Annotated in this window: 12 protein-coding genes; 5 read left to right on the forward strand and 7 right to left on the reverse strand. The window is 42.4% G+C overall.

All coding sequences use genetic code 11. The features are described 5' to 3' along the window. On the reverse strand, positions 1-4,617 hold a 4,617-nt coding region (locus PGLA_RS00405; RefSeq protein ID WP_068527202.1), incomplete at its 3' end, for a hypothetical protein. A gap of 209 nt (positions 4,618-4,826) precedes the next feature. Between PGLA_RS00405 and PGLA_RS00410 the strand changes: the two genes are divergently transcribed. Both PGLA_RS00410 and asd read left to right on the forward strand, forming a co-directional pair. Continuing rightward, complete coding sequence (locus PGLA_RS00410; RefSeq protein ID WP_068527204.1) at positions 4,827-5,945, forward strand: YheC/YheD family endospore coat-associated protein; 1,119 nt, start codon at positions 4,827-4,829, stop codon at positions 5,943-5,945. A gap of 204 nt (positions 5,946-6,149) precedes the next feature. After that, on the forward strand, positions 6,150-6,956 hold the full coding sequence (asd, locus tag PGLA_RS00415; RefSeq protein WP_068527206.1) for an archaetidylserine decarboxylase: 807 nt from the start codon (positions 6,150-6,152) through the stop codon (positions 6,954-6,956). Here the strand turns inward: asd and PGLA_RS00420 are convergent. From PGLA_RS00420 to pdxR, 3 genes are all read right to left on the reverse strand, one after another. Further along, on the reverse strand, positions 6,953-7,810 hold the full coding sequence (locus PGLA_RS00420) for an SDR family oxidoreductase (protein ID WP_068527208.1): 858 nt from the start codon (positions 7,808-7,810) through the stop codon (positions 6,953-6,955). The two genes, asd and PGLA_RS00420, sit on opposite strands and share 4 nt — an antisense overlap. 135 nt (positions 7,811-7,945) lie before the next feature. Then, positions 7,946-8,740, reverse strand: a complete 795-nt coding sequence (locus PGLA_RS00425) for a helix-turn-helix domain-containing protein (protein ID WP_068527210.1) — start codon at positions 8,738-8,740, stop codon at positions 7,946-7,948. Between the two features lie 69 nt (positions 8,741-8,809). Beyond that, entirely contained in the window at positions 8,810-10,264 is a 1,455-nt protein-coding gene (gene pdxR, locus PGLA_RS00430; RefSeq protein ID WP_068527212.1) for a MocR-like pyridoxine biosynthesis transcription factor PdxR, read from the reverse strand. A gap of 150 nt (positions 10,265-10,414) precedes the next feature. Between pdxR and PGLA_RS00435 the strand changes: the two genes are divergently transcribed. The 3 genes from PGLA_RS00435 to PGLA_RS28700 all read left to right on the forward strand — a co-directional run bounded on the left by PGLA_RS00435 (position 10,415) and on the right by PGLA_RS28700 (position 12,550). Continuing rightward, on the forward strand, positions 10,415-11,029 hold the full coding sequence (locus PGLA_RS00435) for a pyridoxamine 5'-phosphate oxidase family protein (protein ID WP_068527214.1): 615 nt from the start codon (positions 10,415-10,417) through the stop codon (positions 11,027-11,029). A 100-nt stretch (positions 11,030-11,129) separates the two neighbouring features. Next, positions 11,130-12,428, forward strand: coding sequence for an aminotransferase class I/II-fold pyridoxal phosphate-dependent enzyme (locus tag PGLA_RS00440; RefSeq protein ID WP_068527215.1), 1,299 nt, complete (start codon positions 11,130-11,132; stop codon positions 12,426-12,428). 5 nt (positions 12,429-12,433) lie between these two features. Then, on the forward strand, positions 12,434-12,550 hold the full coding sequence (locus tag PGLA_RS28700) for a YjcZ family sporulation protein (RefSeq protein WP_245699643.1): 117 nt from the start codon (positions 12,434-12,436) through the stop codon (positions 12,548-12,550). An 82-nt stretch (positions 12,551-12,632) separates the two neighbouring features. Here PGLA_RS28700 and PGLA_RS00445 read toward each other — a convergent pair whose 3' ends face one another. The 3 genes from PGLA_RS00445 to PGLA_RS00455 are packed head-to-tail and all read right to left on the reverse strand — an operon-like array spanning position 12,633 to position 16,114. Then, complete coding sequence (locus PGLA_RS00445; protein WP_068528308.1) at positions 12,633-13,850, reverse strand: ABC transporter permease; 1,218 nt, start codon at positions 13,848-13,850, stop codon at positions 12,633-12,635. Positions 13,851-13,852: 2 nt separating this feature from the next. Then, positions 13,853-14,599, reverse strand: coding sequence for an ABC transporter ATP-binding protein (locus PGLA_RS00450; protein ID WP_068527217.1), 747 nt, complete (start codon positions 14,597-14,599; stop codon positions 13,853-13,855). Between the two features lie 24 nt (positions 14,600-14,623). Further along, positions 14,624-16,114 (reverse strand): DEAD/DEAH box helicase, encoded by a 1,491-nt coding sequence (locus PGLA_RS00455; protein WP_068527219.1) that lies wholly within the window; start codon positions 16,112-16,114, stop codon positions 14,624-14,626. Positions 16,115-16,230 lie beyond the last annotated feature (116 nt).

Here is a 16,230-nt window from a genome sequence, read left to right on the forward strand (position 1 = left end):
CTTCAAGATATCACTGTCTACTACACCGCTTTGAAAGTGGGAGGCAGCTAGTGAAGCGGCTTGCAATTTATTCCCATCTATACTGCCTTCAGGAAGCCATTGTCCAGATTTCAACTCATCGCTCAGATGCGAAAGGGTGACCGAATTATCTTCAATATGTTCAGAGGATACAGAATCAGGCTGAAGGTGATTCGCATGAATCGTATGGGACTTAATATGCTTAGCTGTAACTACTCCGCTACCGATGTGCCCACTCTGCACAATCTCTTTCGATAAATGTTCTGATTGAATCGCTCCCGGCTGAATTTTATCCGAGCTTACGGCCTGTTCCTTCAAGATATCACTGTCTACTACACCACTTTGAAAGTGGGAGGTAGCTAGTGAAGCGGCTTGCAATTTATTCCCATCAATACTGCCTTCAGGAAGCCATTGTCCAGATTTCAACTCAGCGCTCAGATGCGAAAGGGTGACCGAATTATCTTCAATATGTCCTGAGGACACAGAACCAGGCTGAAGATGCCGCCCACTAATGAGTTGCTCTTGAATATGATGAGGTAGAATTACACCTTCCTGAAGATGTTTAGAATGGATTGACCCTGCTTGTAAATGAGATTCAGATATCAAGTCTAGCTGAAGGTGATGCGTATGAATCGTATGGGACTTAATATGCTCAGCTGTAACTACTTCGCTACCGATGTGCTCACTCTGTACAATGTCTTTCGATAGATGCTCTGATTGAATCGCTCCCGGCTGAATTTTATCCGAGCTTACGGCCTGTTCCTTCAAGATATCACTGTCTACTACTCCGCTTTGAAAGTGGGAGGTAGCTAGTGAAGCGGCTTGCAATTTATTCCCATCAATACTGCCTTCAGGAAGCCATTGTCCAGATTTCAACTCATCGCTCAGATGCGAAAGGGTGACCGAATTATCTTCAATATGTTCAGAGGACACAGAACCAGGCTGAAGATGCCGCCCACTAATGAGTTGCTCATGAATATGATGAGGTAGAATTACACCTTCCTGAAGATGTTTAGAATGGATTGACCCTGCTTGTAGATGAGATTCAGATATCAAGTCTGGCTGAAGGTGATTCGTATGAATCGTATGGGACTTAATATGCTTAGCTGTAACTACTCCGTTACCGATGTGCTCACTCTGTACAATCTCTTTCGATAGATGCTCTGATTGAATCGCTCCCGGCTGAATTTTATCCGAGCTTACGGCCTGTTCCTTCAAGATATCACTGTCTACGACACCGCTTTGAAAGTGGGAGGTAGCTAGTGAAGCAGATTGCAATTTATCCCCATCAATACTACCTTTAGGAAGCCATCGTCCAGATTTCAACTCATCGCTCAGATGTGAAAGGGTGACCGAACTATCTTCAATATGTCCTGAGGACACAGAACCAGGCTGAAGATGCCGCCCACTAATGAGTTGCTCATGAATATGATGAGGTAGAATGACACCTTCCTGAAGATGTTTAGAATGGATCAATCCCACTCGCAGATGAGATTCCGTTATCAGCTCTGGTTGAAGATGATGCGCATGAATCGTATGGGACTTAATATGCTTAGCTGTAACTACTCCGCTACCGATGTGCCCACTCTGCACAATCTCTTTCGATAAATGTTCTGATTGAATCGCTCCCGGCTGAATTTTATCCGAGCTTACGGCCTGTTCCTTCAAGATATCACTGTCTACTACACCACTTTGAAAATGGGAGGTAGCTAATGAAGCAGATTGCAATTTACTCCCATCAATACTATTCTCAGGAATCCATTGTCCGGATTTAATCTCATCTGTCAGATGAGAAAGCGTGACAGAATTATTCTCAATATGTCCTGAGGAAACAGAACCAGGCTGAAGATGCCGCCCGCTAATGAGTTGTTCTTGAATATGATGAGGTAGAATTACACCTTCCTGAAGATGTTTAGAATGGATCAATCCTGCTTGCAGATGAGATTCCGTTATCAGCTTGGGTTGAAGATGATGCGCATGAATCGCTTGAGTCTGAAGATGATCTGCTGTAACTGATCCATTACTGAGATGCTCACTTTGTACAATGTCTTTCGATAAATGCTCTGATTGAATCGCTCCCGGCTGAATTTTATCCGAGCTTACGGCCTGTTCCTTCAAGATATCACTGTCTACGATACCTCTTTGAAAGTGGGAGGTAGCTAATGAAGCAGATTGCAATTTACTCCCATCAATACTGCTTTCAGGAATCCACTGTCCAGATTTAAGCTCATCTGCAAGATGCGAATATGTGACAATTCCTTTTCTCACATGATAGCCATGAATTGATTCCTGTTCGAGATGTTTTCCAGTAATACTCTCAAGTCCAATTTGTCGTCCACTAACCGTACCAGAGGCTATCTTTTCACCTGTCACCGAACCATTTTGAATACTATCTGTACCCACCGATGATGTTCCTAAATGTTCAGCCAGAATAGCTGCGGTCTGAATGTGATCCGATTCTACAGCCTTTAGACTAATATGCTGAGACGATACCGAGCGTTCTGATAGAATATCAGATCGTACCGCGTTGGGACTCAACTGTTCGTATCCCACAGATTGTTGTTCCAGCTTTTCTGTTGTCACACTTCCATCGGCCAACTTAGAAGTTGTTATAGCCATTTCACTTAGTTTATCCGTAGATACACTTTCTGGAGATAACTTAAGTGAAGTTACAATATGATCCCCTAAATGGTGGGAAAGAACTGAGTTTGGTGAAATATGCTCATCTTTAACCGCTCCTGGAGCGATCTTTATGGATGTGATGGCTTGATTCTGCAGTAACGTTTGCCCAATACTCTTCTCTTGAATATGACGTGAGGATACAACGCCATCTGTCAGATGAAAGGCCTGAATAGAGTCTTCTTGTAAAGCACGCCCACTGACACTGTCATCAGCTAGGTGTAATGTTTGTATTGCTCCTTGTGCAATGTTGTGGGAACGAACACCCTCGCCCGCTATTTTCTCAGAAGTGACCGCAGCGTCTGCTAACTTGTCACTAGTGACACTACCTCGATCTAACTTCCCTGCTGTTACACTCTTAGAACCCAAGGCTCGCTCTGACACGGCTTCATGCCCTAAATGAAATTCCTGAATCGAATCTGCCCTGATTTTGTCTGACGTCACTGCCGCAGCCTGGATATGTTGCTCCGTAATGGAGTGTTGTGCTATGTGCTCAGATAGTACCACATCAGAATTGAGATGATTGGGAGTGATCGCATGGGGAGCAATCTGAGAACCCATTATAGAGGATTTAGCAATATGACGCGTATGAATCGCTTCATCGATGATTTTAGTTGAGATAATACTCTGATCAGCAATTTTCGAAGTTGTCACAGCCTGCTCGATGAGTTGCGTAGTCCCTATAGATTGATCCACTATTTTCTTCGAGCTTATACTATGATCCGCGATATGATAAGCATCCACAACACCTTCAGCAATGTGCTTACCGACTACAGCCTCACTCTGTATATGCTTGCTTCGGATACAATTTTGAGACAACTGAAGTGATTCTACAGCTCCTTCAGCAATGTGTCCAGATTGAACAACCCCATGAGCCAATTGCTCGGAACCTATACTACGACGTAGAAGTTGATCCCCACCGATAGACTCTAGTGCCAAATGACTTGCTGTAATCACGTTATCCTGTAAGTGCTTTCCTTCAATACTGGCATCCGCAATCTTGCTTCCTGTAACCGCACTGTCACGAATTTTGGATGCAGTGACAGATAAATCAGCAATTTTAGAGTTATCAACGACATCATTTGCTAAATGTACAGTTTGAATTGCACTGTTCTGAACCTTATCTGCGGTTATAGAATGATCCTCTAACAATGCATTTGAAATAATCATATTGCTCAAATGTCTACTTAAGATAGAAGCGTCTGCAATTTTGCGAGCATCTATGGTACGATCACTTAGCTTATCGGAGCTGATGCTCCCATCCTTCAATTTCTCACCACCAATGGATTTATCCCCAATTTTATCAAATCCAATGGAGCCATCAATTACGTGTTCTGAATGGATCGAGCCTAATGCAATTTTGGAAGAAATAACGGCTCCATCTGCGATATGGATACTCCCAACCACATAATCGTCCAATTGCTCACTCTGTATGCTACCTTTTTTCATTTTGGATGCATCAATAGCTCTAGGAGCTATTTTGTCTGCTGTAACAGCACCTTCTGTTAGATCATCTTCATAAATAAAAGCCGCTTTTCGGTTGGGATGTTGTTTGTCTGTGAGTAACTCTTCTACCTCATTAAGTGTAAGTCCCTCTTCTTCTGGAGAGGAAGTTTCAGCATCCACAGAATGATGAACATCTAGAGAATGTTCTTCTTCCGTCTGATCAACTGAACTAACTTCAATTTCAATCTTTGGAAGTTCCTCAATACTTTTAACAATATTGGTTTCTAGCTCTTCAATGCTCTGATCTAGAGGCGGAGCAGCTACAGAAAGAATGATTACCTCCGATTTGTTATGGGGCTGACTTAATTTGGGCTTGTCGAGAAAACTCAGTTCCTGCTTATTCGGATCATCTACATAATAAAGTGGTGGTGACTTTTTACTTTTACTCAATTTATTCTTCGTGTGTTTATTCAAAGCAGTTCTCTCCTTCCTGCTGTCTTTCGTCATAGGCATCATATGCAAGATCATTGCCCATTGTCACAGTAACCTAAACTTTATTATTAATAGATGTAAAATAGGCTCTCTCGTTAAGCATATTCGTCCATACCATTTCCTCTAGTAGAAAGTACACTGGTGAGAACACATAATGACCTGTACTGAACATCAGACAAGGAGGAACGGTCATGCAGCAATTGGTTGGTATACTGCTTAATGCAAGCATGCACCGAGGCATACCTCGCTGCGAAACAGGTCAGGAATCACTAGAAAATTATGAAGAAAGTGCTCAGAGCTATGGCTTGATCCCTTGTTTCTTGAAGCTTGAAGATATCAATTTGGAGACAGGTAGGTGTATTGCCTATATTAAGAATGAACACGATTATTCGCTAATCGATATCCCCATTCCGAAGGTCATTCATAATCGTGCGATTTATTTCAACAATAGTTCCCATCTACGAATGAATAGGTTACTCAATAAAGGAATTATTGTCTTCAATTTCTGTAATCGTTATGGTAAGGATGAAATTCACCGTCGATTAGCATCCAACCCTTCATTGAAGAAATTTCTCCCTGATACGTTTACAGCTACACCTACCGTCATTCGTCGTATGATGAAGCAACATAACGACCTTATTCTAAAGCCATGCCGTGGCAGCATAGGCCAAGGAATTATGCGGCTTCGCAATGTCAGTTCTAAGTGGGCGCTCACCTACTCTAACTCTCCTACTATTGGAGGGTGGGAAACGATAACATTAAACAAAGTACAATTACCTCCTATTGTGCTGCGTCGAATATCTCGTCATCCTTTCCTCGTACAAGAGCGTATTCAACTCGCTGAATATCAAGGTAACCCATATGATATGCGCGTAACTGTACAACGAGGCTTACAAGGACTATGGCAGATGACAGGTATGTATGCGAAGATAGCCCCATCTAGTACATTTGTATCCAACATTGCACAAGGAGCGACCGCACTCCCAGTTGAATCCCTCCTTGCAACCAGCGTTCCTACCCAATCTCCCGAATCCATAATCCATTGTATTGAACAGATCGCACTAGAGATTGCCTGGAGTTTGAGCACACAACTGCCATGGATAGCTGACTTCGGTATGGATATTGGGATCACCTACGACGGCAAACCCTATTTCATTGAATGTAATGGTCGAGATCAACGTTATGGCTTCCGTAAAGCCAACATGATGTCCATATGGAAAAAGACATATGAGCAGCCTATGGCTTACGCTCTTCACTTGTTAGAACGTAATGTCTACAGTAGAAACCTTCCATCTTATCATCACCATTAGAAAATAAAGAATGGATAGAGACATCAGACCTACCTACATCTGATTCTCTATCCATTTTTTATTATTTTTAGTGATAACTGAATTTACTTAGTACAAGCTGCTTTATCCAAAATGCAGTATAATGACAAGAATGAATTGATTTAAAATCTAATCTATGTCAATATATTTCAGAGCGCTTACGTAACCTCTGAAGGGAGAAAAACCATGGCAAAAAAAATAATGCGATTGATGACCGAGCTCTCCTCAAGAAAATCGATATCCAAAATAATGGGTCGTTTTTCTCACAGTAGTGTAAGCCGCTACGTCATCCCAACATTTATTCGCAACTATCAAATACCCGTGTCTGAAGCGGAGAAAGACATACGCGAGTATCGTTCGCTTAACGCGTTCTTTACACGAAAGCTCAAACCTGGAATGAGACCTATCGATGCCAATGAGCATTCTTTAACAAGTCCAGTTGACGCTGTGATTACAGCAATGGGTAAGATCTCATCAGGAACGATTCTGAATGTAAAGGGTCAAGATTACTCAGTGCAGGATATCCTTCATCATTCTCCGCATCTGGAGCTTTACAAGAATGGTTATGTATTCGTACTTTACTTGAGTCCAACCGACTATCATCGTATCCATTCCCCAGTAACGGGAGTTCAGACAGAAAGTGAACATATTAAGGGTCGGGTATATCCTGTAAATGATTTTGCAATGACTCATATGCGTTCTGTACTGTGTCGTAACGAAAGACTCATCACATATATTGCTCATTCATTTGGAGAAGTAGCTGTTGTAAAAGTTGGTGCAATGAATGTCAGTAGCATTCAATACACAGACGCATCTGTGAACAAATGGAACAAAGGTGATGATCTTGCCTATTTCGAATTTGGATCGACCGTCGTTCTACTTATGGAGAACGATACTTTTACACCACGGGAAGATATCAAACTCGGGGATGCTGTGCGTATGGGGCAACGTTTAGGTGATCTTCATGCTTCAGCACAACGTCCGAACCATTAGGACTTCCGATTTAACAGATTAAGAATGATGCGTTGAAACCAACGATCTGGTAACCATTGTTTAGCAATCATCGTTAATGATGTTCCACGAGGGAGAGCATAACGAAATGCCGGAGAATGAACGGTGGCTATCTTTGCTATTAATTTAGCTACATCCAGTGGATCACCACTTCCTGCCGCACTTCGTTGTGAATACTGTAGAATCCGATCAAGTAAACCTTTATACGGAGAATGGGATACCGTACTCATCTGAGAGATGCTTTTTTCCCAGATAGGTGTCCCATAAGCTCCTGGCTCAACAAGCACAACATCAATCCCGAATGACTTCACTTCCATGGCAAGACACTCACTAAATCCTTCTAACGCGAATTTAGAAGAAGCATAAGGTCCATACCCCGGAAAGCCAACATTGCCACTAATGCTACTCATCTGAATAATACGTCCCCCTCTACCCTCTCTCATTAAAGGAAGAACAGCTTGCGTAACACAGACCATCCCTATGAAATTGATCTCCATTTGCTCTTTCCACATCGATAACGGAATTTCTTCAATCACCCCCCCAACAGCAATACCCGCATTATTGACCAGAATATCTAGACGACCGTAGCCATTTCGAATCTGCTCCACTACATACCGTACTTGATCTTCATTGCGAACATCCAATTCTACCACTTGAATAGACGACTCCACACCCGCTATCCGTGAAGCTTCCATTAACGCTTCTTTGTCCTCTGGTTTACGCATGCCTGACACGACGGTGAATCCTTGTTTTGCCAACTCCACACTGGTAAGTAGACCGAATCCACTAGAACAGCCTGTTACGAGTGCAATTTTACCTTTATTGTTCTGGATCATAATGTTGAATCACTCCCTTACGTATACCTACCTTCATCATACAAGTAGAAACGACTAACAAAAAACAACTTCAGATCAATCACATCCCCAAAGTTGTTTTTATTCGTATTCACGTATGCCTTATCCCAGCTCGATTTAACGAATTTCTGACGGATTCTGACCTGTATATTGTTTAAATTGCCTACTGAAAAAAAAGATATCCCGGTACCCTAAAGTGTCTGCCACTTCTGTCACATTCATGCCTGCATACAGTAGCAAGTGTTGAGCTCTTTCGATACGCATTTTGATAATATAAGACTGAACAGGTGAACCTATTAAATCTTTGAATTTAATAGAGAAATAGCGCGGTGATAGGCCAGCACGTGCTGCCAAATCCTCCACGCGATGCGGAATCCCTGGATGTTGGCGTATATAGTTGGCTATTTCATGGATGACCTCTGTCAATTGATTGCTAACTATTTTGAGAACAGGCTGATTATTGTCATTATTGTCCTCACGCAACAAATGAATCATCAGCTGCTTAAGAATGAGCTGACCTTCTTCCTTAGCCGCATAGGTATTCACAAGAAATAAACGAACGTAACGAGCTAACATATATTCAAAATCAACCGTCTCTCGTATCATTCGATAAGGATGAGGAATCTCCGTTACGGGCTCCAGCACATCAAAGTGAATATAACTCAGCACTAAGGGTTTCTGAGGATTGTGAATAGCACTTGTGTGATCTCCAGGTCTAAATAGAAAGCAGCTTCCTTTACCTATTTCATAAGATTCATCATTCCTAATGAGTGTGCCCTCACCACTCCAGACATAGAATAGATCATAATTGGGCAATGCCTTGTCTCTCTTTTGCCATTTCCAACTAGGTTCACATACAATTTTGGCTAATGAAGGTTTGATCTCAAAAGAGGACGGCGAAGCATGTAGCATAACGTAATCCCCCCCTTTGTTAAGTAATCGACTACACTGTATCAAGTGAAACTTATATTTTCTTATATTTTAAAATGATTGTTGCACATCCTGCCATGCTAGCGCAAGCCGGTTCACGCCTTCAACCAACTGATCATCATGAAGATGAGCAAATCCAAAGCAAGCAGCTATTGGACCGGGTAAGATTCTATATCCTTTGGCATCCCTAAACTCCACACCTCTTCGCTTCGCAGCCGATTTAAAAGCTTCATATTCCTCTGCTGAGCGCTGCCATAGGGCATACAAGTGAAGTCCTGCATCCCCAGGTATAAACCTGAAAATTTCATTGATCTGATCAGAGATTAAACCACAGAATCGATCGTGTCGCGCACTATATATTCGAGTCATTCGTCGTAGATGGCGTTTATAATGTCCATGGACCATGAAATGTGCCAGTGCCCTCTGTTCTAATAACCCCGGCGAAATTGGATCATAGAATGCTTTAGATCGCACCACAGGCTCAAGAAGCGCGTTCGGAATTAATGCGTAACCTAATCGTAATCCAGCGAACATCGTCTTTGAGAAAGAACCTAAGTAGATGACTCTGCCTTCACGATCCAATGCCTTTAGTGGCTCAATGGGTCGACCTCCAAATCTAAATTCACTATCATAGTCATCTTCTATTATTATTCCCTCTTGCTCCTGTGCCCACACCAGGATCCTCCTACGTCTTTCCAAAGAAAGTACAGCACCCGTAGGATAATGACGACTAGGCGTTACAAAGAGTACCCTTGCATTCCAATCCTCGGGTATTAACCCTTCCTCATCGACAGCTCCTCGTACAATCGTGCCACCACATGCTAGGACAGCTTTATGAATACCGAAATAACCGGGATCTTCCACTACAACACGTTCACCTTCGTTTACTAGGAGCTGTGAAAGAATTGCAATTCCCTGCATCGATCCGCTAAATAGAACAACGTTCGCGGCGTCTACTGCAATACCTCGAGTTATCCGGAGATAGCCTGCAATAGCCTCGCGTAACTGCATGTCTCCCTCAGGGAGAGTAGGAACCTCTAAATCTCCTCCTCCTTTGCCACCCGCATAAGCCAAGGCACTTCGCCATTCATCATAAGGGAAATATTCCATAGGTATCGATTCAGGTAAAAAGCTGATGACTCCCTCACCTTTCTGATGATCGTAGGAAACTGGCTGTTGACTCATCAATCGCATTCCCCATGAAGAGAGCGTAATTTGAGCACTGGGTGTCTGCTCATTAGATACTGGAGAAGGACCTGCATGAGTCACAAACGTTCCCCTCCCCACTTCCATTCGAACGTATCCTTCAGCAAGTAGCATATCGTAACTCTGGGCAACTGAACCACGAGAGATATCATAAAGATTCGCTAAATAACGCGTAGACGGAAGTTTAGAACCTCCCGCAAGTCTCCCCTCTAGAATAGCGTCACGTAATGCATAATAAATCGCTAAATACTTATACCGATATTCCTCTAAATAGGAGTCCAGTCGTAGAGCGAGTTCCATTACTTCACCTTCTTCTATGTAAAATGATCAAGTGGACTATAAAATATAATCTAAATTGGATCTTTTTACTTGTCAATCAATATCATACGATAATTCTATAAAGTTAAATGATTTTACTATACAGCGTATAGATTAGGAGATTGAATAACTATGAGAAGACAAGAATTTAGTGTACAAGAAGAGAACGAACTGATCCAATTTTTATCAGAGATAACCTTTGGCTTTCTTGGTACAGTCGATGATCAAGGTTGCCCACGAGTGACTCCGATTAATTTCGTGTATGATCAGGGTTCCTTCTATTTCCATGGAAGTCGTGTTGGCGAAAAAATGAATCATATGCGTATTCATGAACAGGTCAGTTTTACAGTCGCCGATGAATATGCATTAATTCCTTCCTACTTCAGCGACCCTGCATTAGCTTGTCCTGCTACATCTTACTTCAAAAGTGTCATGGTTAGCGGTACTGTTGAGGTCATAAACGACCTATCCGAAAAAGGGAGAATATTCACTTTGTTTATGAGAAAGCTACAACCTGAGGGCGGTTACGATCCCATTGATCCAACTGATCCTCGATATGCTTCACGACTCAAGGGCGTTGCAGTCATGAAAATACGGTCCAAACACTTGTCTGCAAAATTCAAGTTCGGACAAAATTTATCTGAAGCTGCAAGAGACCAAGTTGTCAGCGGACTAGAACGTCGGGGACATGAACGTGATCAAGAGACCATTGAACAAATGAAGAAATACTGTCCGCATATGCAATAATATAGTATTTGTCAGTGACTGTTCCAAGGCTAGGTGGTATAATATGATCCAGTTAAAGCGGTAGTATCAACCATTAAACAGACTCGGAAGGATGGAAAGCATGAACCCACTTGCTGGACAATTGAATGAGAGCATTAAAGCTGGAAATACACACGTATATGACATGTTATCAACGCTTGGAAAAGAGATTTTTTTCCCTAAAGAGGGGATTCTAAGCCAGTCAGCAGAAGCTACGGCCCATGCTAAGAAATACAATGCTACGATTGGAATTGCCACAGAGAATGGAATTCCTATGCATTTAAGTGTGATTCAAGACAAGTTGTCAGCATTCCAACCCAAAGATCTATACAGTTATGCTCCCCCTGCTGGTAAACCAGAACTTCGGACCGTGTGGAGAAGCAAAATGTTGCAAGAGAATCCATCTCTACAAGATAAGTCCTTTGGTAATCCGGTTGTAACAAATGCACTAACACATGGCCTCAGTATCATTGCAGATTTATTTGTAGATGAGGGCGATGCTGTTATTTATCCTGATAAGAACTGGGAGAATTATGAGCTTACATTTGGCATACGTCGCCATGGTGAGACCGTTAACTATCCACTCTTCACGCAAGAGATGACATTCAATAGCGCTGGACTTCGCGAAGCCTTATTAGCACAGCAAGGTAAAGGTAAAGCCATCGTTGTTCTTAATTTCCCTAACAATCCTACAGGATACACTCCGGGTCTTAAGGAAGGCGAAGAGATTGTCGCAGTCATTAAAGAAGCGGCGGAAGCAGGAATTAATGTAGTTGTCGTAACGGACGATGCCTACTTTGGTCTATTCTTTGAAGATTCACTTAAGGAATCTTTATTTGGTAAGCTAGCGGGACTTCATCCTCGTGTACTTGCAGTTAAAGTAGATGGTGCTACCAAAGAAGAATTTGTATGGGGATTCCGCGTCGGATTCATTACCTTTGCTTCTGAAAATTCAGATGTACTTGCTGCTCTGGAAAATAAGGCAATCGGTATTATCCGTGCAACGATTTCTAGCGGGTCACATCCTTCACAAACATTTGTACTCGATGCACTCAAAGCACCTGAATTCACTGCCCAAAAAGAAGAGAAGTTCCAAATTATGAAAGGTCGCGCCAATCGTGTAAAGGCGCTACTTAACGACGACAAATACAATGAAGTATGGGATTACTATCCATTCAACTCTGGATATTTCATGTGTTTGAAATTGAAGACGGTATCTGCGGAAGCGCTTCGTACCCATTTGATTCATGAATATGGTGTAGGAACCATTGCTTTAGGAGAACATGATTTGAGAATCGCCTTCTCATGTATTGAAGAAGAATATCTTGAAGATTTGTTCCGTTTGATCTATCAAGGAATTCAGGATTTACAATCCGTCTAATTACCATGAGTGGAGTAGAAGAAGTTAGGGGCGGTTGTGGCGTCGGTGGCAGAATGTTTACTAACACTGGAGCTATCTTAGTCCTTTTCATCTTATTGGTTATTATCACACGCGCTTTGTAGGTATAATGAATTGAGATCTCTTATAATTAGCATAAGAGGCCTGGGGAACATCCCCCGGCCTCTTATTTAATATATATATCATCTACTCATCATCGTTGTCTTTATTGCCATTACGTGCCAGAATGACACGAATGATACACGACATCACAATTCCTAGCGCAAGTGTACTGAATGTCAGACTTATATGTGCCCATCCATTGCGCAGTAAAGGCAACCATAGAATCACCGTTACTAACATATGCACCTGAAATACAAATGTCGTAACGTTATGCTGTCTACTATTCGCTGGAATAGGATAAATACTGAGCCAGAATGACTCCTTATGGTATCGTTGAAGAGCAGACAATTGTACACCTATTAGGAACAAAAAGAACAAATAAATGCCACTTCCCAATATACTCCCACGTGTCCACCATACAAGTAAGAATCCCAACACCCCCGCACGTAGCATAATCCCTAATATATCGCTACGCACAAAACTTTTCGTAAGGAGATACTTATATGCAGCGACTGGTTTCCATACCACTCGATTTCCTGCTTTGGAGAGTATACGACGTGGATATACCTGTTGCTGTTGCTCTGGGACATTAACAAACCATCCCAATACCAACATGACTCGACCTATCTGAGATTCTTCTTTAGCAATCAATCGTTCCCACGCTACTAAATGCTTCACGGGATAGGATAAAGCAAAAATGTAGGTTGCAAGCACAAGAAGTACATAAATAAGACTTTTCCCAACAGGCTCCCACAACCATGCACTCATTGCCAGCGCCATAACTGCCCAACGAAGCAAGTGATACCCCTTAGAAGCTCGCAATGACACCATAGACAGCTCTTTCCATCCACCGTAGCTAGAGATGATTTTCAAAATACAAAGTAGGATGAGAAAGGTCCAAAATGACTTGGGTGCAGCATCACTGCGAACATATAACGGCCATGCCGTCAAGAATACCAGTGCTAGCCCTACTAGTTTATACAAGACACCATTAACCCAACTACCTGACAAATAATCCTTCATCTTCGATTCCTGCGGCAGCAAGAATACAATATCAGGCGATCGAAGATAAGTTCGAATACTGCTACGAACAATCAACGGGAGCAGTAACACCAACATAATCCACCGAATCGGCAATCCTTCAGGAACGTGTTGAATAAGGGATGTATACCACGCAGAAAAGGCGATAAACATGAACAGCATTAATACGGCCACGCCACTTTGCATGACATATCCTAGATACGGGACAATTTCTCCCCAAAATTGACGGCGGCGTTGAATACGAAGACCCTTCAAGTCCATATTCAAACCCTACCCTGTACAAGTGTGTAGAAAAGTTCCTCCAGCGGAGCACCTGGTTTACCTGCTTGTTCAGCAATTTGTTGAAGCGTACCATGAGCAATAATGATTCCCTGATGCATAACGATAAACCGATCACAATAATTCTCGATGGTAGATAAAATATGAGAACTCAACAAAATTGAGGCTCCTCCAGCCTTTAACTCCACCATGAAATCGAGCAGTGATCGAATCCCGAGAGGATCTAACCCAAGAAAAGGTTCATCAATAATATAAAGAGACGGACGAGCCACAAAGGCACACATAATCATGACCTTTTGTTTCATCCCTTTAGACAAATGTATCGATAAACTATCCATCTTATCTTCCATTCGGAATAATGCAGATAATTTCCCGGAACGTTCATCGAAATCTTCTTTGGATACACCATACGCTCTTGCTGTAAATTCTAAATGCTCTCTGACGGTCATTTCCTCATAAAGTAACGGAGACTCCGGTACGAAAGCAAGTGCGCTGTGGTACGTTTCTGAATCTTCTTCCCGCTTCTTGCCTTTGACGCGAATATCTCCTTTCTGAGGTGTCATCAATCCCAAAATATGCTTCATCGTTGTACTTTTCCCTGCACCATTCAGTCCAATTAAACCGATCATTTCCCCAGTACCTACTTGAAAGTTAACATCGTGAAGAACAGGACGATTGAGACTGTAACCCCCAGTAAGTCCTTGAATTTCTAATACAGGCGTATCACTCATTATTCTCACCTCGATTGGCTCATTTTAAGAACGGGGTGGTTTATTCTTCAACCACTTCGGTGCACCTTTATTTTTACGTATGCGTTCTCTCTCGCTCTTGCTCGCTCCAGTAGAAGGTCTATTTGATTTACGAGAAACTTCAACTGATTGACTTGGTGTAGCAGAGGACGGTTGCGTTACTTCCGTTGTTTGCGTTGGTTCAGCGCGTTTAGCAATTACTGGGCTATCAACAGACCGACGATTCCGTTCACTTGTTACTTCTTTACGCTGTGTTCCCTTGTCCACATCAAGCCGTTTACGACTTTCGTCACCTTTACGGTACGAGGTGGCTTCTTCCCTAGGTGAAACATAAGGTGCTCTTGAGGTTAATATCTCGTCTCCTGGTTCAATGACCTTTCCTCCAAACATTGTACGAAGCCCAATTGGAGTTCTCAACTCTTGCGTAAATTTCTTCATGATGAACGTTTGTCGATCTGTCACAATGGAGAGTACGATCCCCGTACGTCCCATTCTTCCTGTTCGACCTGCACGATGCACATAATGCTCAGAATCTATCGGTGGATCGTAGTTTACGACCATCGTTAAACCTTCAATATCCAACCCGCGCGCAGCCAGGTCACTAGCCACTAGCACTTTAAATTTACCATTACGGAAACGTTCGAGAACACCACTACGTGCCATCTTGTCTGCATCTCCATAAAGAGCCTGAGTGCTAAGGCCTAGATGGTTCATCTTAGCTTCCACTTCTGCAATATCTTTTGTAGCGTTCACAAATACGATCACTTTTTGCGGATTGTAATGTCGAATGAGACGGCGGAGTGTATCCGGCTTATCACGTTCTTGAGATACGAAATAGAGATGTTCTAACCCTTTTGCAGTCATTTGCTCTGGTTCAATCCCTACCTCAATCGGCTGCTTCATCTCTTTCTTCACAAGCGCTGCCGTTTGTTTGCTAACGGTAGCAGAGAGAAAGACAAGTTGGCGATCGCGTGCCGCACTCCGAATAATACGTTCCACGTCGCCTCCAGAACCAAGATCAAACACTTGATCTACCTCATCGACTACAATTGTCGTGACCGTATGCATCTTGATCTTGCGCATTTCAACGAGTTCTTTTATTCTCCCGGGAGTTCCAACAACTAATTGAGGATGAAGTTTTAGCTTCTCAACTTGACGTTTCATAGCTGCTCCACCAATGAGACCTAACACACGAATGCCTTTATGTAGTCCATAACGTTCACTTTCACGTACAATTTGCATGGCCAGCTCTTGTGTAGGAGCTAGAATCATCTTTTGTATAGTCTTAAGTTCAGGGTTAATCCCCTGCAAAATTGGAAGCAAATAAGCAAGCGTCTTTCCTGTTCCCGTCTGAGAATGTGCAAGGACATCACTACCTTGTAACACAGCAGGAATCACCTCTGCCTGTACAGGCGAAGGTTCGTTTATTTCAAATTCAGATAGCTTATTTACCATATCGATTGGTAAACCTAGTTGTTCAAAAGAAGTTATATTCATGTAAGTCCATCCTTTATGTTCGAATCATTCTTATTCATTATATGCTAAAACAGATTTCCCACCAAATTCTTGTCCAATTTAATGTAGGATCTTCTAGTAACGCATGGATGTCCACC

Origin of the sequence: Paenibacillus glacialis (genome assembly GCF_001637205.1) — a bacterium.
Lineage (GTDB): Bacteria > Bacillota > Bacilli > Paenibacillales > Paenibacillaceae > Paenibacillus_AQ > Paenibacillus_AQ glacialis.